This is a genomic window from Streptomyces sp. CoH27, assembly GCF_020181035.1.
In the GTDB taxonomy this organism is placed as follows: Bacteria; Actinomycetota; Actinomycetes; order Streptomycetales; family Streptomycetaceae; genus Streptomyces; species Streptomyces camelliae.
The window spans coordinates 82809-102216 of record NZ_JAIQYY010000007.1 but is presented as its reverse complement, the minus strand read 5'-3'; the positions used below and the strand labels follow the sequence as shown (position 1 = coordinate 102216).

Below are 19408 nucleotides of genomic sequence, written 5' to 3'. Positions count from 1 at the left end.
GCGGGGCGCAGTGGGGCGGGTGGGACTCGAACCCACGGCCGACGGATTATGAGTCCGCTGCTCTAACCGGCTGAGCTACCGCCCCATAGCGGCGTGTCGCGTACATGTGTGCGCGCCGTCTGCCGCAGCATAGCCGCTCATACGATCTCCCGCCTCGGATGGTCGGCTTCTGCGCTGCTCACGACCCTCAGGACAGCGCCGCAGGGCACGGCGGTTCCCGCGGGCATGAAAAAGGACCCCCAAGGGGTCCTCGTTCAGCGCTCCCCCGACTGGACTCGAACCAGTAACCTGCCGGTTAACAGCCGGCTGCTCTGCCAATTGAGCTACGGAGGACCGAAGCTCCCCCGACTGGACTCGAACCAGTAACCTGCCGGTTAACAGCCGGCTGCTCTGCCAATTGAGCTACGGAGGATCGCCTCGATTGCATCGAACGTACCTACCTGGGTATTCGCCAGGCGGCGGGCGCTCGCTGCGACACATACATTAGCGCAAGCAGGGGGGTGCTCCGCCAATCGGTACCCCCGGCGTCCCACGTCGCACCGCAGACCCAGGCAAGGGAAGGGTGGCAGCCATGCGCTACCGGCTCACGTTCGTCGCCGGACTGGCCCTCGGTTACGTGCTCGGCACGAGGGCCGGACGCGAGCGTTACGAGCAGCTGAAGAAGGCCGCTCAGCAGTTCGCCCAGAACCCGGCCGTCCGCAACACCGCCGAGACGGCCGCCCAGCAGGGCCGCCAGTACGCGGGCAAGGCCTTCCACATGGTCAGCGTCAAGGTCGGGAGCCGGGTCCCCGAGACGGTGTCCCACCGGGTGCGGAACCTGCGGGAGCGCACCCTGAACGGCACCCCCGAGGACGACTGGGGCACGAGCAACACGTAGGGACCGGCAAGGCGGCAGCCACCCTCCACCCCTTTGGGCGTCCTCGGTCCGAGCACCCGCGGTAATGCTGCAAAATTCGGTGCATGGGGATAGTCGCCGGCTTGGACAGCTCGCCAGATTTCACACGCATCGTCGTCTGTGACACGGACACCGGCGCCGTGCTGCGGCAGGGATACGCCCCGCACCCGGTGGAGGGGCGCCCGAGCGACATCGACCCCCAGGCCTGGCTGCTCTCCCTCGGCGAGGCCGCGGGGGGCGGCCTGCTGGAGGGCGTGCAGGCGATCGGTGTGTCCGCGCAGCAGAACGCGCTGGTCCCGCTGGACGCCCAGGGCAACACCGTGCGCCCGGCGCTGGTCGGCGGCGACAAGCGGGCCCAGGTCGCGGCGGCCGATCTGGTCGACGCGCTCGGCGGGCGCGAGGCCTGGGCGCAGGCGGTCGGCTGTGTGCCGCAGGCCGCCCAGCCCGTCACCAAGCTGCGCTGGCTCGCCAAGAACGAGCCCGAGCAGGCCCTGCGCACCGCCGTGCTGCTCCAGGCGCACGACTGGCTGGTGTGGCAGCTGCTCGGCCGGCCCGTGCGCAGGACCACCGATCGCGGCGGTGCGTCCGGGACCGGGTACTGGTCGGCCGCCACCGGCGCCTACCGGCCCGACCTCGTCGAGCTGGCACTCGGGCACCAGGCGATGCTGCCCGAGGTGATCGGGCCGTCGGACGCGGCCGGTACGACGCCGGAGGGGCTGCTGATCTCGGCCGGGACCGGGGAGACCATGGCCGCCGCGTTCGGGCTCGGGATCGGGCTGGGGGATGCGGTCGTCTCGCTCGGGGCGTCCGGGTCCGTCATGGCCGTACACCCGGAGGCGCTCGCCGATCAGTCCGGGATGATCACCTCGCTCGCCGACGCCACCGGCATGCATCTGCCGGTCGTCACCACCCTGAACGCCGTGCGGACCCTGCGCGGCACCGCCGAACTGCTCGGGCTGCCGGATCTGGAGGGCCTGAGCGAGCTGGCGACGAAGTCGACACCGGGGGCGCACGGGCTGGTGCTGCTGCCCTATCTGGAGGGTGAGCGGACGCCGAATCTGCCGCACACCGCGGGCACGCTCGCCGGGCTGCGGCGGGAGTCGATGAAGCCGGAGCATCTGGCGCGGGCCGCGTTCGAGGGCATGCTGTGCGGGCTCGGCGACGCGCTGGACGTGCTGCGCGGGCGGGGCGTGGACGTGCGGCGGGTCTTCCTGCTGGGCCAGGCGGCCGAGCTGCCGGCCGTGCAGGCCTCGGCGCCCTCGCTGTTCGGCGCGCAGGTGGTCGTACCGCAGCCGGCGGACTACGCGGCGATCGGCGCGGCGCGGCAGGCGGCCTGGGCGCTCGGTGTGTCACAGGGCACTCTCGATCCGCGCACCCCGCCGGCCTGGCAGGGCGCGGCGGCGCAGGTGCTGGAGCCGGGCGACGAACTGGCGGTGGGACAGGCGGTGCGGCAGCAGTTCACGGCCGTACGGGAGCAAACACATCCCGGGGCATTTCACTCGTAATCCGGCAAAAGGATACGGTCGTACGGGCTTCACGGGCGGGTAATTGGGTTGAGGTAACGCGGGTGGAGTGTCGGACGATAGGGGCCAAGGGCAACCGAATCAGCCCCTGTCGCCGACTCCGAGAGACGTAGCGTGCTCATACGACTTCTACGGACCTATCTCAGGCCCTACACACAACCCATCGCCCTGCTGGTGCTGCTGCAGTTCCTCCAGACCTGCGCCACCCTCTATCTGCCCACGCTGAACGCGCACATCATCGACAACGGTGTCGTGAAGGGTGACACGGGCTACATCCTGTCCTTCGGCGCCCTGATGATCGGCATCTCGCTGGCCCAGGTCGTGTGCAACATCGGCGCCGTGTACTTCGGCGCGCGCACCGCCTCCGCACTCGGCCGGGACCTGCGGGGTGCCGTCTTCGACCGGGTGCAGTCCTTCTCGGCGCGTGAGGTGGGTCACTTCGGCGCCCCCTCGCTCATCACCCGTACGACGAACGACGTACAGCAGGTCCAGATGCTGGCCCTGATGACGTTCACGCTGATGGTGTCGGCGCCCATCATGTGTGTCGGCGGCATCGTCATGGCCCTCGGCCTGGACGTGCCGCTGTCGGGGGTGCTGGTGGCCGTGGTCCCGGTGCTCGCGATCTGCGTCACGCTCATCGTGCGCCGGCTGCGGCCGCTGTTCCGGTCGATGCAGGTACGTCTCGACACGGTGAACCGGGTGCTGCGCGAGCAGATCACCGGCAACCGGGTGATCCGCGCCTTCGTCCGTGACACGTACGAGCAGGGCCGGTTCGGGAAGGCGAACACCGATCTCACCGAGATGCAGCTGGCCACCGGCCGGATGCTCGCGCTGATGTTCCCGATCGTCATGACCGTGGTGAACCTGTCCTCGATCGCGGTCGTGTGGTTCGGCGCACACCGCATCGACAGCGGCGGGATGCGCATCGGCGACCTGACCGCGTTCCTCGCCTATCTGATGCAGATCGTGATGTCCGTGATGATGGCCACCTTCATGTTCATGATGGTGCCGCGCGCGGAGGTCTGCGCCGAGCGCATCGAGGAGGTCCTCGGGACCGACTCCAGCGTGGTTCCGCCGACGGCGCCCGTCAGCGAGCTGCGCGCGCACGGCCATCTGGAGATCCGGTCGGCCGGCTTCCGCTATCCGGGGGCCGAGGAGCCGGTGCTGAAGGCCATCGACCTGCTCGCCCGGCCGGGCGAGACGACCGCCGTGATCGGCTCCACCGGCAGCGGCAAGTCCACCCTGCTCGGGCTGGTCCCACGGCTGTTCGACGCCACCGAGGGCGAGGTCCTGGTCAACGGCGTGGACGTGCAGCGGGTCGACCCCCAGCTGCTGGCGAAGACGGTCGGCATGGTGCCGCAGAAGCCGTACCTGTTCGCGGGCACGGTCGCCACCAACCTGCGCTACGGCAATCCCGACGCCACCGACGAGGAGCTGTGGCACGCGCTGGAGGTGGCGCAGGCCAAGGACTTCGTCAGCAGACTGGAGGGCGGGCTGGACGCGCCGATCGCGCAGGGCGGCACGAATGTGTCGGGTGGTCAGCGCCAGCGCCTCGCCATCGCCCGCACCCTCGTGCAGCGCCCGGAGATCTACCTCTTCGACGACTCCTTCTCCGCGCTCGACTACGCCACCGACGCGGCGCTGCGCGCGGCGCTCGGCCGGGAGACCGCCGAGGCGACCGTCGTCATCGTCGCCCAGCGGGTGGCGACCATCCGGGACGCCGACCGGATCATCGTGCTGGACGAGGGCCGGGTCGTCGGCTCCGGCCGCCACGCGGAACTGATGGCGGCCAACGAGACCTACCGGGAGATCGTGCTCTCCCAGCTGACGGAAGCGGAGGCCGCCTGATGGCCGGGCCCATGCGCATGATGGCCGGGCAGGGTCCCGACCAGCGCTCGATGGACTTCAAGGGGTCGGGCAAACGGCTCATCGGCCAGTTCCGGCCCGAACGGCTCACCATCTACGGCCTGCTGGTGTGTGTGGTCATCAGCGTGGGCCTGAACGTGGTCGGCCCGAAGATCCTCGGCAAGGCCACCGACCTGGTCTTCGCCGGCATCATCGGCCGGCAGATGCCCGCCGGCGCCACCAAGCAGCAGGTCCTCGACCAGATGCGGGCCCACGGCAAGGGCTCCGTCGCGGACATGCTGAAGAGCACCGACTTCACCCCCGGCAAGGGCATCGACTTCGGCTCCGTCGGCAGCGTCCTGCTGCTCGCGCTCGCCACGTTCATGGTCGCCGGTCTGCTCAGCGCGGTGGCGACCCGGCTGGTCAACCGGGCCGTGAACCGCACCATGTTCCGGCTGCGCGAGCAGGTGCAGGGCAAGCTGTCGCGGCTGCCGCTGTCGTACTTCGACAAGCGCCAGCGCGGCGAGGTGCTCTCCCGCGCGACCAACGACATCGACAACATCGGCCAGACGCTCCAGCAGTCCATGGGCCAGCTGATCAACGCGCTGCTCACCATCGTCGGCGTCCTGGCGATGATGTTCTGGGTCTCCTGGATCCTGGCGCTGGTCGCCCTCGTCACCGTGCCGCTGTCGGCCGTGGTGGCGACGAGGGTCGGCAAGCGGTCCCAGCCGCACTTCGTGCAGCAGTGGCGCACCACGGGCAAGCTGAACGCCCACATCGAGGAGATGTACACCGGGCACACCCTGGTGAAGGTGTTCGGCCGGCAGGAGGAGTCGGCGCGGCAGTTCGCCGAGCAGAACGAGGCGCTGTACGAGGCCGGGTTCAAGGCGCAGTTCAACAGCGGTGTGATGCAGCCGCTGATGATGTTCGTGTCCAACCTCAACTATGTGCTGGTCGCGGTGGTCGGCGGGCTGCGCGTCGCGTCGGGCTCGCTCTCCATCGGTGACGTCCAGGCCTTCATCCAGTACTCGCGGCAGTTCTCGATGCCGCTGACCCAGGTCGCGTCGATGGCGAACCTGGTGCAGTCCGGCGTCGCCTCCGCCGAGCGCGTCTTCGAACTCCTCGACGCCGAGGAGCAGGAGGCCGACCCGGTGCCGGGCGAGCGGCCGGCGGAACTGCGCGGCCGGGTCCGTCTGGAGGGCGTCTCCTTCCGGTACGACCCTCAGAAGCCGCTGATCGAGGACCTCTCGCTCACGGTGGAGCCCGGCCACACGGTCGCGATCGTCGGCCCGACCGGCGCGGGCAAGACCACGCTGGTCAACCTCCTGATGCGGTTCTACGACGTCTCGGGCGGCCGGATCACCCTGGACGGGGTCGACATCCGGAAGATGTCACGGGACGAACTCCGGTCCGGGATCGGCATGGTGTTGCAGGACACCTGGCTGTTCGGCGGCACGATCGCGGAGAACATCGCGTACGGCGCCGCCCGCGAGGTCACGCGCGGCGAGATCGAGGAGGCGGCGCGGGCGGCCCACGCCGACCGGTTCATCCGCACCCTCCCCGACGGCTACGACACCGTGATCGACGACGAGGGCACCGGGGTCAGCGCGGGTGAGAAGCAGCTCATCACCATCGCGCGGGCGTTCCTGTCCGACCCGGTGATCCTGGTCCTGGACGAGGCGACGAGCTCCGTGGACACCCGCACGGAGGTCCTGATCCAGAAGGCCATGGCCAAGCTGGCCCACGGCCGCACGTCGTTCGTCATCGCGCACCGGCTCTCCACCATCCGGGACGCCGACACGATCCTCGTGATGGAGAACGGCTCGATCGTGGAACAGGGCGCGCACACCGAGCTGCTGGCGGCCGACGGGGCGTATGCGCGGCTGTACAAGGCGCAGTTCGCGCAGGCGGTGGCCGAGGTCGACTGAGGACACATGACGGGGGCCGCTGCGCAGCGGCCCCCGTGCCTCAGTCCAGGTAACCCCGCAGCTGGTCCGCGAACGCGTGGTCCCGGAGCTTGTTGAGGGTCTTGGACTCGATCTGCCGTATCCGCTCCCGCGTCACCCCGAAGATGCGCCCTATCTCCTCCAGCGTGCGCGGGCGGCCGTCGGCGAGGCCGTAGCGGAGCTGGACGACCTTGCGCTCCCGCTCCCCGAGCGTGGACAGGACGGCCTCCAGGTGCTCCCGCAGCAGCAGGAACGCGGCCGATTCCACCGGGCTCGCGGCGTCGCCGTCCTCGATGAGGTCGCCGAGGGCCACGTCCTCCTCCTCGCCCACGGGGGCGTGCAGGGAGACGGGTTCCTGGGCGAGGCGCAGCACCTCGGTGACCCGCTCGGGCGGCAGGTCGAGATGGGCGGCGACCTCGTCGGGCGTCGGCTCGTAGCCCCGTTCCTGGAGCATGCGGCGCTGCACCCGCACGACCCGGTTGATCAGCTCGACCACATGCACCGGGACGCGGATGGTGCGGGCCTGGTCGGCGAGGGCCCGGGACATGGCCTGGCGGATCCACCAGGTGGCGTACGTCGAGAACTTGTAGCCGCGGGCGTAGTCGAACTTCTCCACCGCCCGGATCAGCCCGAGGTTGCCCTCCTGGACGAGGTCGAGCATGGTGAGCCCGCGCCCGACGTACCGCTTGGCCACGGACACGACGAGCCGCAGATTGGCCTCGATGAGCCGCCGCTTGGCCATCCGCCCCATGACGACGAGCCGGTCCAGGTCGAGCGCCAACTGGCTGTCCAGATCGGGGGTGTTGCTCAGCTTCTCCTCGGCGAACAGGCCGGCCTCGACCCGGCGGGCGAGTTCGACCTCCTCGGCGGCGGTGAGCAGCGGGATGCGCCCGATCTCGCGCAGGTACTGGCGGAACAGGTCGGCGGAGGGCCCGCCGCTCTCGGCCCGGACGACGGCCGGTGCGGCGGCGGGTTCGTCGGGCTCCTCGGCCTCCTCGGGCTCGTCCGTGAGCGCCTCCGCCGGCGGTTCGGCCGGCTCGGCGGGCGCGCCCTCCGGATGCAGGGCGGCGCGGTCCTGCGGGGGTACGGCGACGAGGACGTCGGACTCGGCGTCCGGCTCGTCCGAGGTGGGGCCGGTGGCGCTGTCGGTCTGAGTGAGGGTCTGGGTCTGCACGGGGGCGACCTCCAGGATGATCGCTGCCGTCGGCTGCGGCAGCGGTACTGCGGAAGCGGAGAGTCGACGGCCTGCGCTCCGAGGACTCGGGCACCGCACCCAGTGTGGGGTACGACACATCCTCGCCACGAGGGGCTTGCGGTGACTTTTTGCGCTCGGCTCGTGACCGGACGGTTACCCCGGCTCCGTGGACCATCCTGGAGGCATATGCGGATCCGCGACCACCCCCTCAGGGAAGGCTGACGGGGCTGGGCAGGAGGGCGTGGGCCGGGACCGGGTGCCAGAGGCCGTCGTGGGTGACCCGGCCGAAGGCCTGGTCGCCGAAGTGGAAGGCGAAGCCGTAGGTGCGGGGGGCGTGCAGTTCGGCGAGCAGGGTCGTACGGGCCCGGTGCACGCCGGTGATGTTCACGTCGGGCCCGGACGGCCACTCGGGGTGGGTGATCTGGGCCGGGGTGTGGAAGGCGTCGCCGAAGACGAGGATCCGCCGTCCGTCGCGGGCACGGATGACGTAGGTGGTGTGGCCCGGGCTGTGGCCGGGGGTGATCAGCGTGGTGACGCCGGGCCAGATCTCGTCGCCGTCGCCGAACCGGTGCAGCACCTTCGACATGGGGACCATGAAGCCGTCCCAGGAGGGTGCGCCCACCTTCACCTCTCGGTGCCAGAACGGGTCCCACTCGGCCCGGGCCACGAGGTAGTCGGCGTGCGGGAACGCCTTGCGCGGCTGCCGGCCGTGCTCGGCGCGGAAGCCGAGGCCGGTGTGGTCGGTGTGGAGGTGGGTGAAGGCGACGGTGTCGATGGACTCCGGCGGCACACGCAGGGCGTGCAGGGTGCGCAGCAGGGCTCCGCCGCGGGAGACGCCGAGGGAGGGCGAGAGCACGTTGGCGCCGAGGCCCACGTCGATCAGCAGGCGGCGGTGGCCGCGTTCGACGAGCACGCCGCCCGCGGAGGCGGCGATGCGTCCGGAGGGAGCCAGCGCCTCGGGGTGCGCCGCCCAGTAGGAGGCGGGGACGGCGGGGAAGAAGTGCTCCCGGTCCAGCTCCATCGCCGCGTCGACGACGTAGGTCAGCCGGATGTCCCCCACGGTGATGCTGCGCACGGCCGACTGGTCGCCGAGCGAGCCGGTGCCGGGCCGGGCGGCGTACGCCGGCGGGAGCGGGGCCGCGAGGGGCGCGGCCAGTGCGGTGGTGGCGGCGAGCGTGGTGCGCAGCAGGCCGCGCCGGGAGGGGGCGGGCACGGTGTCGTCCGGTTCTGTCATGCCAGGGGTTCCTTTGCGGGAGTGCGGGCGGGGTGGGTGTCAGCCGGTGTTGCGCAGCCCGGCCGCGACGGCGTTGACGGTCAGCAGCAGGGCCCGGCTGAGCGTCGGGTCCGGTTCCTCGCCGGCGGCGGCCGCGTCGCGCTGCCGCTTGAGCAGCGCGACCTGGAGGTGGGAGATGGGGTCCAGGCAGGCGTCCCGTACGGCGAGGGTCTGCCGCAACACCGGCTGTTTCTCGATGAGTTCGGCTTCGCCGGTGACCCGCAGCACCTCCGTCACGGTCAGTTCGTGCTCGGCCTCGATGGCGGCGAACACGTGGTGGAGGTCCCGGGGCACGAGGGTCCGTACGTAGCGCCGGGCGATGCGCAGGTCGGTCTTCGCGAGGGTCATCTCGACGTTGGAGATGAAGTTGCGGAAGAAGTGCCAGTGCTCGTGCATCTCGTCGAGCGCGGTGTCGAGGCCGGCTTCGCGCAGGGCCTTGAGGCCGGAGCCGACGCCGAACCAGCCGGGGACGATCTGCCGGGACTGGGTCCAGCCGAACACCCACGGGATGGCGCGCAGGCCGTCGAGTCCGGCGCCGGAGTCGGGGCGGCGCGCGGGCCGCGAGCCCAGGTGCAGGCCGGCCAGCTGGTCCACCGGGGTGGACGCCAGGAAGTAGGCCGGCAGGTCGGGGTCGTCGACCAGCCCGCGGTAGGCCGCGTGGGCCGCGTCGGACATCACCTCCATCGCCGCGTCCCAGCGGGCCAGCGCCTCCTCCGGCTGCCGTGGCGCGGTGTGCAGCGCGGAGGCCCGCAGCGTCGCGGCGACCGTCAGCTCCAGGTTCTCCCGCGCGAGCGACGGCACCAGGTACTTGTCGCTGATCACCTCGCCCTGCTCGGTGACCTTGATCTCGCCGTCCAGGGTGCCCCAGGGCTGGGCGAGGATGGCGTCGTGGGAGGGGCCGCCGCCGCGGCCGACGGTGCCGCCGCGGCCGTGGAAGAGCCGCAGGCGTACGCCGTACCGGTGGGCGACGTCACGGAGCCGCCGCTGGGCGCGGTGGATCTCCCACTGCGAGGTCGTGATGCCGCCGAACTTGGAGGAGTCCGAGTAGCCGAGCATGATCTCCTGCACGTCCCCGCGCAGGGCCACCAGCCGCCGGTAGGAGGGGTCGGAGAGCAGGTCCTCCAGGATCGTGCCGGCCGCCTTCAGTTCGTCGGTGGTCTCCAGCAACGGCACGATGCCGATCCGCGCCCGCTCGGCGTGCAGATCGATCAGGCCGGCCTCGCGGGCCAGCACGGTCGCGGCGAAGATGTCGTCCGCGCCGCGGCACATCGAGACGATGTACGACTCGACGGCCTCGGGCCCGAAGACGTCGAGGGCGTTGCCGACGGTGCGGAAGACGGCCAGTGTCTTCTCCCCCGCCGCGTCCAGCGGGGCCGGGCCGAGCAGGCGGCGGGAGGTGAGTTCCTTCGCCAGCAGCCGCTGCCGGTAGTCGCGGGGCATCTCCGCGTAACTCCAGGACTCTTCGCCGAGCCGGTCGAAGAGCTGGCCGAGGGCGTGGTGGTGGGCGTCGGCGTGTTCGCGGACGTCCATGGTGGCCAGGTGCAGGCCGAAGGCGGACAGCGTGCGGACGGTGCGGGCCAGGCGGCCGTCTGCGAACAGGCCGCCGCGGTGGGCGCGCAGGGAGTCCTGGACGAGGCGCAGGTCGGCGAGGAGCCCGGCGGTGCCGAGGTAGTCCCGGCCGGGCTGGTGGGGGGGTGCCCTCGGCGAGGCGCCGCTTGGTGTTGACGAGCTTCTGGCGGATGCAGCCGGCCTTGAGCCGGTAGGGCTCCTCGACGTTGAGCCGCTTGTAGCGGGGGCTGACGTCGGGGAGGTGGTCGAGGTCGGCCCTGAGGGAGGCGAGGAGTTCCTCGGTGGCGCCGGTGTGGCGGATGGAGTGGGAGAGCAGGCCGCGCAGCTCGTCGATCATGTCGAGGGCGTCGTTGATGCCGTGTTCGTGCTGGAGGATCAGCACGTCCCAGGTGACCTGGGGGGTGACGTTGGGGTTGCCGTCGCGGTCGCCGCCGATCCAGGTGCCGAAGGTGAGCGGGCGGGTGTCGTCGGGCAGGGCGACGCCGGCCCGCTCCAGTTCCGCGGTCAGGTCCTCCAGGACGTCGCCGACGGGTCCCGCGTGCAGTTCGTCCAGGTAGTAGACGGCGTTGCGCGACTCGTCCGTCACCTCGGGCCGCACCACGCGCAGTTCGTCCGTCTGCCACAGCAGGTCGATGTACTCCGCCAGGCGCGCGTCGTGGCGGCGGCGGTCCGCTTCGCCGAGCGGGGTGTCCAGCAGTTCCGCGATGTGGCGCAGCTTGTTGAGGACGGAGCGGCGGGCGGCCTCCGTCGGGTGGGCGGTGAAGACGGGGCGTACGTGCAGGTGCTCGACGGCACGGGCCAGGGCGTCCGGTGCCTCGCGCGCCGCCTGCCGGATGACGCGGACCAGGGCGGCGCCGGCCCGTTCCCGCACGGAGCGCAGTTCGCGGCCCCGGTGCACCTGCTCGGCGACGTTGGCCAGGTGGAAGTAGGTGGCGAAGGCGCGCACCAGCCGGGCGGCGGTGTCCAGGTCGAGGCCGCGCAGCAGGTCGGCGGTGGTGTCGCCGTCCTCGCGGGTCAGCCGGCGGACGTTCTCGATGAGTGCGAGCAGTCCGGGGCCCTCATGGCGGGCGAGGGTCTCGTCCAGCAGGCCGGCGAGGTGCCGTATGTCCGCGTCCAGGGCGGCGTGATAGGTACGGGCGTTCATGACATGCTCCTGGTGGAGTGGCGAAGGTCCGTTCACGGCGTCAGCAGGTTGACGGGGTTCTCCCATGTGATGGCTCTGGTCTGCCGGCTCGTCAGGTCCGCCGCGCGGAACCAGCCCTCGCTCAGCCGCAGCCACTCCCGTACGTCCGGCTGGTCCGGCTGGCCGAGGTCGGAACTGAACACCACACGCGGGTGGGCGCGCACGACGTCGCCGAGGTGGCGGGCGTCGCGGTGCCCCAGCAGCAGGGTCAGCGCGGTGAGTTCGACGTACAGGCCCGGCACGCCGGCGAGGCCGGCCAGGTCGTCGGGGGTGAAGCCCGACATGGGGTGGGTGGCGTGGGTGAGGAGCAGGCGCGGCAGGCCGAGGCGTACGGCCTCGTCGACGACGCGGAGAGCCGTCTCCCGGTCGCCGTGCCCGGTGGCCAGGGCGACGGGCAGGTCACGGGCCGCGAGCAGCACCTCGCGCACGTCCTGGCGCAGCCGCCCGTCGGTGTCGAGGAGCCGGCCGGTGCGCCACCGGTCGGGGTCGAGGCGGGGGTGGAACGTGGTGCGGTGCAGTGCCGAGGGGTGCGCGGGTCCGACGAGGGTCGGCAGGTGAACGACGAGGCGGGCGGGGCTGTCCGGGCCGTGGGCGTAGACGGCCTGTTCCACGGCCCGGGGCCCAAGACCGCCGGCCAGGTCGTTGAGGACGAGCGTGCCGGAGACCGGCAGCCCCTCCTGGCGGGCCTCCCAGGCGCGGGCGGCGGTCGAGGTGAGATGGCTCTTGAGCACCACCCAGCCGCCGACCTCCGCGTACGCCCGGCCGGCGCCGGCGGAGGTGAGGCGGCGGCGGTACAGGTCGGGGCCCGCGTGGTAGTGCACGTCCACGACCACGCGTCCGTTGAGGTCAGGCACGGGAGGGCTGGGCCGCGCCGTCGTCCCAGGGCTTGGCGTAGCCGAACCGGCGGCGGGCCTCGTCGAGCCGCAGGCCGGTGTCGACCGCGTCGGCGATGGCGCCCTCGGTCCGCTCGACGCGTTCGGCGCGGTCCGCGACCTCGGTGGCGTGCTCGGCGGGCACGACCAGCGCGCCGTTGTCGTCGGCGACGACGATGTCGCCGGGCCGTACGGTGACGTCGCCGATGACGACGTCCTGGCCGGTCGCCGCCAGCTCCACCCGGTTCTTGCCGCTGACCATGGTGACGCCGGTGCTGAACAGCGGGTATGCGGCGGCCCGGATCTCGGCGAGGTCCCGGGCCGAGCCGTGCAGGGCGGTGCCGCGCACGCCGCGCCGCTGGGCCAGCCTCGTCAGCAGCGATCCCCAGTTGGTGCAGGCGGTGCTGCCCGCGTTGTCGACCACCACGAACGAGCCCTCGGGCACGTCGTCCAGGTAGTTGGCCGCGTTGCGGAAGCCCGGCTCGGCGCCGTCCACGGGCCGGTAGGTGACGGTGAACGCGCGGCCCGCGGCACGGGCGCCGGGCACGCGGGCCGCGATCCCGGCGAGGACACCACCGACTCCGAGGCTGTCGAGGGCGTCCGACACGGACGCGGTGTCGAGGCGGGCGAGCCGGTCCACCACGTCGTCCGGGGCGCTCGACTCGCCCTCGGGCACGGCGAGTTCGCCGGCCACGGCCTGCGCGACCCGGCGCGTGCCGCTGGTGCCGCCCATGTCGTAGGTGACGGTCGTGCGCCGCGCGGCGACCGTGCGCACCGCGGCCCTGAGGTCGTCGGCGGGCACGGGGAGTTCCAGGTGGTCGAGCATCTGGGCCACGGTGAGCAGCATCGCCATGGGGTTGGCGCGGTCCTGTCCGGCCATGCCGGGGGCGCTGCCGTGCACCGGCTCGAAGTAGCTTCCGCGGTCGCCGATGTTGCCGCTGGGCGCGAGACCGAGGCCGCCCATGACGCCGGCCCCGAGGTCGGAGAGGATGTCGCCGAACATGTTCTCGGCGACCAGCACCCCGAACCGCTCGGGCCTGCGCACCATCCACAGCGCGACCGCGTCGACATTGAGGATCTCGGTCTCGATGTCGGGGTGTGCGGCCGCGCGGAGTTCGAGGCGTTCGCGCAGGTGGTTGCTGCTGTGACGCAGGACGTTGGGCTTGTCCACCAGGGTGAGCCGGGTGTAGCCGTGGGAGCGGGCGTAATCGAATCCGTAAGCCAGCAGCCGGTCCATGCCGAACTCGGTCTGCAGGCGCAGCGTGACGCTGCTCGCCTCGGGGCCGGACGCCTGGGCGTTGGGATGCTCGCGCACCACGTTCCACAGCGCGTCGTCCAGGCCGTGGACGTCGAAGCCCGCGTACAGGCCCTCGGTGTTCTCGCGGATCACCGTGAAGTCGAAGCGCCGGTCGACCAGGTCGATGACCGGGCGGACGTTGGCGTAGAGGCTGAGCCGCTGGCGCAGCTGGACGACCGGGGAGACGAAGGTGAGGCCGGTGCCGCGCAGTTCGGGGGCGAGTTCCGCCTCGGCCTCGCGCAGCGGCTTGCTGGTGATGGCGCCGAGCAGGCAGGTGTCGGTCTCGTCGAGGAGTTTCCAGGTGCGCTGCGGGACCGGATTGCCCTCCTGGCGCCAGCACTCCCAGCCGATCTCGCCGAAGCGCAGGTCCAGGGGGAGGCCGAGCGTGTCCACGACGTCGAGGGCCGCGGTGGTGACCTCCGGTCCGATGCCGTCGCCGGGAAGTACAGCGACGCTCTTCATATGAGTCCCTTCTCTCGCAGGAAGGCTCCGACGTGGGCGGACACCTCTGCGGTGCGGTCGAAGTGGGGGCGCATGCCGGCCCCCTGGATGACATGCACCCGGTGGTGCGGGGCCGCGGCGGTGTGGCGCTGGGTGACGAGCTGCGAGTGGCTGCCGACGAGTTGCAGCAGCGGGCCGGGGTGGGCCCGTACCGCGGCGGTCACGTCGACGCCGCGCAGCATCCGCATCCCGGCGGCGATCCGGCGCCCGGCGTCCGGGTCGTGCGGCGCGGGGGCGGTGTCGTCGGCGCCGGTGCGGTGGCCGTGCGGCTGGACGCGCCGGTGCAGCAGGGCCAGGGCGTAGTCGGAGCGGCCGCCCGCGGCCAGGTCGCCGATCTCCGTGAGCCGGGCTTCGAGCAGGGCGTCCGTGCGGGCCGGCCCGGAGACGAGCAGGGCCGCGGTGCCGGGGGCCACGTCGGGGAGCAGGGACTGGGCCACCGCGCCGCCGAGCGCGTTCCCGCAGAGCAGGTCCACCGGGCCGTAGTCGGTGAGGCGGGCGCGCCAGCGGGCGGCGAGGGAGTCCAGCGAGTCGACCTCCTCGTCCCACAGGGAGAGCGTGTCGACCACGGTCACCCGCAGGCCGGCGCCGGCCAGGACCCGGGTGACGGGGGTGAAGAACGCTCCCTGGTCCCAGTGCGGGGTGACGGGGGCGAGGACGAGGGCGTGTGCCGGGCCGGCGGCGGCCTCGGGTCCGAAGACCGCCGCCGGCACAGCGAATCCGGCGTGGGTCACCGGACGGTGGCGAGGGTGCGCGCGGTGGCGATGCCTTCGCGGTGGGTACCGCCCAGGAGGTCCTTGCGGTGCTCGACCGGCAGGTCGTAGCGGCCGAGGACCAGGTCGGGCAGCGGCAGGGAGGGGGTGCCCTCGGGGATGGTGGCGAGCAGCAGGTCCGCCAGTTCCAGGGCGGGGCCCAGGTGGAGGCGGGCGGCGGCCTCGGCATCGGTGCGGTCGAGGTGTGCCAGCCACTGCTCGGCGATGAGGTTGCCCGGGCCCTTGCCCATGCCCTGGATCGAGGAGTCCATCCAGGTCGCGCCGGCGCTGACCGCGCTGATCGCGTTGGCCAGGGCGAGCCCCAGGTTGTTGTGGGCGTGCAGGCCGACCGGGCCGCCGGTGACCGACTTGGTCAGGGTGGTGAGGTCGGTGGTGTCCACGGGCGAGAGGCTGCCGTTGGAGTCGGCCAGGTAGACGAACTCGGCGCCGGCGTCGGTGGCGGCGGTGGCCACCTCGACGATGGCGCGGCCCGCCCACTGGCTGATCCGGGCGAAGTTGACCCCGACGCTGAAGCCGATCTCCCTGGCCTGGCGTATGTACTCCAGGCCGCGTTCGTAGCCCTGGGACGGCAGGATGATGCGGACCAGGCGGGCGCCCGCGGCGTACATGGCGGGCAGGTCCTGGTCGGTGATGTTCTTCGGGTGCAGGATCATCGCGACGCGGTGCGGCCCGATCTCCCCGGCCACGGCGGCGATGAACTCGTCGTCGCCGCGGCCCGTGAGCCCGAGGTTCGGGATCGGCAGCAGCGAACCCTTGCGGTAGGCGATCTCGATCCAGTCGAAACCGGCCTCGACGCTGAGCTTCGCGTGCGTGAGCGCGTAGTCTAGGGGGAAGTTGAAGCCGTTGCGGTAGCCGCCGTCGCGGAGGGTGACGTCGATGTTGACGATACTCATGGTTCCTCCAGATGGGCCGGGACTCAGACGGACTGCTGCGCCGCGGCGTGGTGGGCGGCGAGCCGGCCGAAGATCAGGGAGCGCAGTACGGACGTGGCCGGCGGGTAGGCGTGGTAGAAGAGGCCGGTGGCCTCGCCCGCCGCGTACAGGCCGGGGATGGCGGTGCCGGACGGGGTGACGACCCGTCCGTCGAGGTCGGTGCGGATGCCGCCGTAGGTGAAGCAGATGGCGGCGGTCACCGGGACGCCGATGAACGGCGCGGTGTCCAGCGGCGTGGCCCAGTTGGACTTCTTCGGCTCGATGCCGACGGTGGCCTTGCCGTCGAGGCGGGTCGGGTCGAACTCACCCGGTCCGACGGCCGCGTTGAACTCGGCGACGGTCTTCTCCAGTCCCTCGGCGTCGATGCCGAGCTTGGCGGCCAGTTCGTCGAGGGTGTCGGCCTGCTCCGGCGGCACGTCGCTGAGCAGGGAGTTCATGATGCCGGGGATGGCGAGCGTCTTGGCGTCGGCGATCCAGTACGCCTCCTGCCCCTGGTTCTTCCAGATCTCGTAGCCGACGTGCTCGAAGACGTTGTCCCAGGTGTCGCGGCCCTCGTCGAAGAAGCGCTCCGTCCTGCCGTTGACGAAGATGCCGGCGCTGAAGCCGTACAGGACCGAGTCGGCCTTCTGGGTACGGCGGTCGACGGGCTCGGCGTGGATGCCGTCGAACTGGCCGGCGGTGTCGGCGCCCAGCTCCAGGGCCATGCGCAGCGCGTCACCTCGGTTGTTGGTGATGCCGGGGGCGATCAGCGGCAGGTCGCAGGCCTTGTCGCCGACGTACCGGGTGAGCATCTCGGTGTTGCCCTCGAAGCCGCCGCAGGCCAGGACGACGGCGCGGCCGGCGAGCCGCTGGGTGCGGCCGTCGGAGGTGCGGACCAGGACGCCGTCGACGAAGCCGTCGTCGGAGGTCGTCAGGCGCAGCGCCTCGGTCTGGTAGCGGATGTCGACGCGCGGGTCGTTCTCCAGGGCAGTGCCCAGGTGCTCGACGATCGAGGCGCCGCCGCCGCGGGGGCTGGCCGGCGGCGTCATGGACGGGCTGCCGCCGTCGAAGGTGTGCGGCAGCGGGAAGTCCTCGAAGGCGATCTCGACGCCGTGCTTCTCGATGAAGTCCAGGGTCTGCGGGGTCTCGCGCTCGACGGTGCGGCAGTAGTCGACGTCGGCGAGGCCGCCGGAGACCCGGCTGACGTGCTCGGCCCAGTCGGTGTCGAGCTGCCGGTCCTGAGTGATCCGCAGGAAGGCGCCGGTCCAGCGGGTGGCGCCGCCGCGCTCCTCGCGCGCGGCCCGTTCCAGGACGGCGATCCGGGCGGGGGTCTTGCGGCCCTCGGTGGCCTCGGCGAAAGACAGGGCGGCCGACAGACCGGCGGCGCCGAATCCGACGACGATCAGGTCGTACGGTGCGGGGGAGTTCTCGACGGGCATGGTTCTCCTCGGATGGAAAGGTCGAAAGGGAGAGGTCGAGGCGGATGCCGGACGGCGTGAGGGGTGCGCGCGGACGGCGCGGGCGTCAGCGGTTCGGCGTGATGACCCGGCTCGTGCGGTAGAGGCGGTACTTGGCGCCGGTCGTGGTCGTGGCGAACGCCTCGTAGCGGCGGGTGAACTCGGGGTCGTCGAAGATCGCGTCGAAGCGCTTCTGGTCCGTCCACGCCGCGAGGTTGACGATGGCGTCACCGTCGACGCTCGTCAGCAGGCGGGAGCCGCGGAAGCCGTCGGCGGTGGCGGCGACGTGGTCGACGGCGGAGGCGAGCGCGGCCACGCTGGCGGCCGCGTCGTCCGTGGTGGCCACGTTGATGAGCAGCACGCTGTCGTCGGGCTCCGGGGCGGTGATCACACCGGGGCTCGCGTTGCGGCCCTCGAAGGCGATCTGCTCGTACGAGGCGATGCCGTCCCGGTGCCAGGGGTCGCTCTCGATGAGCTGACGGACCAGGGCCTCGTCGAGGTCGGCGGTCACGATGACGGCGCCGCCCTCGGGCCGCGGGCCGCTGAGCAGGATGCGGCCGAGATCGGCGTGCTCGCGCAGCCAGGCCTTGTGCTCGGCCATGTGCGCGACGACGGTCTCGCGCGGCACGAGGTAGGTGAGCGTCAGTACGTGGATCATCGGGGTCCTCTGCGGATAGGCGGGTTGAAAGGGGAGCGGGCCGGCGGAGGTGAGGCCGACCGGGTCCGGCTGGGTTCTGGCTGGGTCAGGCGGGGGTCCGGGTGGGTCCGGCTGGGTTCTGGCTGGGTCAGGCGGGGGTCCGGGTGGGTCAGGCGGGGGTCCGGGTGGCTCGGGCGGGGGTCCGGCCGAATCAGGCGGACGGTGACCGACCGAGACAGGCAGGGGTCCGGCTGGGTCGGGTGGGGTCCGGCCGAATCAGGCGGACGGTGACCGACCGAATCAGACACGGGTCCGGCCGAATCAAGCGGACGGTGACCGACCGAGACAGGCAGGGGTCCGGCTGGGTCAGGCGGCTGGGGTGGGTCCGGCGAGCCGCTGGGCGAGACCGGCGAGGATCTTCTCCGCGTCGGCCACGACGCTGTGGACGACCTGGGCGGCCGGCTGGATGTCCCGGATCTGGTCGAGGACCTCGCCGGCGAACATGGCCCGCTGGCTGGTGTCGTCGCGGGCGACGGCGGCGGTCCACTGGGGCTCGATCTCGGCCCGCCGGGCGGCGAGTTCGGCGTCCCGGCCGGTCCAGGTGCGGGTGAAGTCGTTGCTCACGGACCGGGCCTGGTAGGCCTCGTCCCACGGGATGCCGCGCACGACGTCGAACGAACGGGTGTTGACGGTGTCCGCGGTGCGCGCGGACACCAGGTGCGACTTGAATCCGGCGGTGGCCAGCGACTCCTCGGTGGCGGCGAACCGGGTGCCCATCATCACGCCGTCGGCGCCGAGCGCCAGGGCCGCCGCGAGGCCGCGGCCGTCGGCGAACCCGCCCGCCGCGACGACCGGCACCTCGCCCCCGGTGACGTCGAGCACGGCCGTGACGAGCGGCAGCGTGGCGAGCGAAGCGTGGTGGCCGCCGGCCTCGGCGCCCTGGGCCAGGAGCACGGAGGCGCCGGCCGCCACGGCGACGGAGGCCTGTTCGGGGTCGTGCACCTGGACGACGACATGGCTGCCGTTGTCGGCCGCGGAGGCCACGTACTTGTGGACCTGTGCGGCGTCGCCGAAGGAGAGCGCGATGACCGGCGGGGCGTAGCCGAGCACCTTGTCCCACAGGCCGGGCCGCTCGTCAAAGGTGAACATGACGCAGCCGACGCCCCAGACGCCGCCTGCCGCGGCGGCCTGGGCCACGTGCTCGTCGATGAACGCGGCGTCGCCGTAGCTCACGCCGACAAGGCCGAGACCGCCCGCCCGGGTGACCGCGCCGGCGAGTCGTCCGCCGGACACGGACCCCATCGGGGCGCAGACGACCGGGTGGTCGATGTCGAGCAGTTCCGTCAGCTTGGTCGAGATCACAATGCTCCCTTGGTCTGATGGGCGCGCACGGCACGGCCCCGCAGGGCGAGAAGACAAAGAAGCGCATCGAATTCGACATTGAATTCCGCGCGGCAGAAGGCGGGATATTCCAGGGATCGAGTCCGCACCAGAAACCCACTCTGTTTACGCTCAAGAGGCTAGCCGGAGCTCT

General features: G+C 71.9%; 13 protein-coding genes, 3 tRNA genes and 1 pseudogene. 4 read left to right on the top strand and 13 right to left on the bottom strand.

Annotation, left to right across the window (positions count from 1 at the left end; translation table 11 throughout):
• Window positions 1-11: 11 nt before the first annotated feature.
• The 3 genes from LE548_RS12850 to LE548_RS12840 all read right to left on the bottom strand — a co-directional run bounded on the left by LE548_RS12850 (window position 12) and on the right by LE548_RS12840 (window position 412).
• Window positions 12-85: transfer RNA gene (locus tag LE548_RS12850), tRNA-Ile, on the bottom strand.
• A 175-nt stretch (window positions 86-260) separates the two neighbouring features.
• A tRNA-Asn gene (locus LE548_RS12845) sits at window positions 261-333 on the bottom strand.
• 6 nt (window positions 334-339) lie between these two features.
• A tRNA-Asn gene (locus LE548_RS12840) sits at window positions 340-412 on the bottom strand.
• Window positions 413-571: 159 nt separating this feature from the next.
• Here LE548_RS12840 and LE548_RS12835 point away from each other — a divergent pair.
• The 4 genes from LE548_RS12835 to LE548_RS12820 all read left to right on the top strand — a co-directional run bounded on the left by LE548_RS12835 (window position 572) and on the right by LE548_RS12820 (window position 6191).
• Window positions 572-877: a YtxH domain-containing protein gene (locus tag LE548_RS12835; RefSeq protein WP_225096915.1), complete on the top strand. Its 306-nt coding sequence runs from the start codon at window positions 572-574 to the stop codon at window positions 875-877.
• An 83-nt stretch (window positions 878-960) separates the two neighbouring features.
• On the top strand, window positions 961-2400 hold the full coding sequence (locus tag LE548_RS12830; protein WP_225096914.1) for an FGGY family carbohydrate kinase: 1440 nt from the start codon (window positions 961-963) through the stop codon (window positions 2398-2400).
• Window positions 2401-2532: 132 nt separating this feature from the next.
• The gene (locus LE548_RS12825) at window positions 2533-4266 is read left to right on the top strand and encodes an ABC transporter ATP-binding protein (protein WP_225096913.1); all 1734 of its coding nucleotides are present in this window, start codon (window positions 2533-2535) and stop codon (window positions 4264-4266) included.
• Window positions 4266-6191: an ABC transporter ATP-binding protein gene (locus tag LE548_RS12820; RefSeq protein WP_225096912.1), complete on the top strand. Its 1926-nt coding sequence runs from the start codon at window positions 4266-4268 to the stop codon at window positions 6189-6191. The genes LE548_RS12825 and LE548_RS12820 overlap by 1 nt, the downstream gene beginning before the upstream one ends.
• Before the next feature lie 40 nt (window positions 6192-6231).
• Here LE548_RS12820 and LE548_RS12815 read toward each other — a convergent pair whose 3' ends face one another.
• The 10 genes and pseudogenes from LE548_RS12815 to LE548_RS12770 form a co-directional block, all read right to left on the bottom strand.
• The gene (locus LE548_RS12815) at window positions 6232-7503 is read right to left on the bottom strand and encodes an RNA polymerase sigma factor (protein WP_225096911.1); all 1272 of its coding nucleotides are present in this window, start codon (window positions 7501-7503) and stop codon (window positions 6232-6234) included.
• A gap of 109 nt (window positions 7504-7612) precedes the next feature.
• Entirely contained in the window at window positions 7613-8638 is a 1026-nt protein-coding gene (locus LE548_RS12810) for an MBL fold metallo-hydrolase (protein WP_225096910.1), read from the bottom strand.
• Between the two features lie 39 nt (window positions 8639-8677).
• Window positions 8678-11390: pseudogene (gene ppc / locus LE548_RS12805) on the bottom strand (phosphoenolpyruvate carboxylase).
• Window positions 11391-11422: 32 nt separating this feature from the next.
• Window positions 11423-12283 (bottom strand): DUF6282 family protein, encoded by an 861-nt coding sequence (locus LE548_RS12800; RefSeq protein WP_225096909.1) that lies wholly within the window; start codon window positions 12281-12283, stop codon window positions 11423-11425.
• Window positions 12276-14060 carry an isocitrate/isopropylmalate family dehydrogenase gene (locus tag LE548_RS12795; RefSeq protein ID WP_225096908.1) on the bottom strand — a complete coding sequence of 595 codons (1785 nt, stop codon included), beginning with the start codon at window positions 14058-14060 and terminating at the stop codon, window positions 12276-12278. The genes LE548_RS12800 and LE548_RS12795 overlap by 8 nt, the downstream gene beginning before the upstream one ends.
• Window positions 14057-14830: an alpha/beta fold hydrolase gene (locus LE548_RS12790; RefSeq protein WP_225096907.1), complete on the bottom strand. Its 774-nt coding sequence runs from the start codon at window positions 14828-14830 to the stop codon at window positions 14057-14059. Before LE548_RS12790 ends, LE548_RS12795 begins: the two co-directional genes overlap by 4 nt.
• Window positions 14827-15762 (bottom strand): hypothetical protein, encoded by a 936-nt coding sequence (locus LE548_RS12785; protein WP_225096906.1) that lies wholly within the window; start codon window positions 15760-15762, stop codon window positions 14827-14829. The genes LE548_RS12790 and LE548_RS12785 overlap by 4 nt, the downstream gene beginning before the upstream one ends.
• A 23-nt stretch (window positions 15763-15785) precedes the next feature.
• A complete protein-coding gene (locus LE548_RS12780) occupies window positions 15786-17219 on the bottom strand; it encodes an FAD-binding protein (RefSeq protein WP_225096905.1) in 1434 nt (477 codons plus the stop codon).
• 85 nt (window positions 17220-17304) lie between these two features.
• Window positions 17305-17895: a YciI family protein gene (locus LE548_RS12775; protein ID WP_225096904.1), complete on the bottom strand. Its 591-nt coding sequence runs from the start codon at window positions 17893-17895 to the stop codon at window positions 17305-17307.
• A 345-nt stretch (window positions 17896-18240) separates the two neighbouring features.
• Window positions 18241-19236, bottom strand: coding sequence for a nitronate monooxygenase family protein (locus tag LE548_RS12770; protein WP_225096903.1), 996 nt, complete (start codon window positions 19234-19236; stop codon window positions 18241-18243).
• Window positions 19237-19408 lie beyond the last annotated feature (172 nt).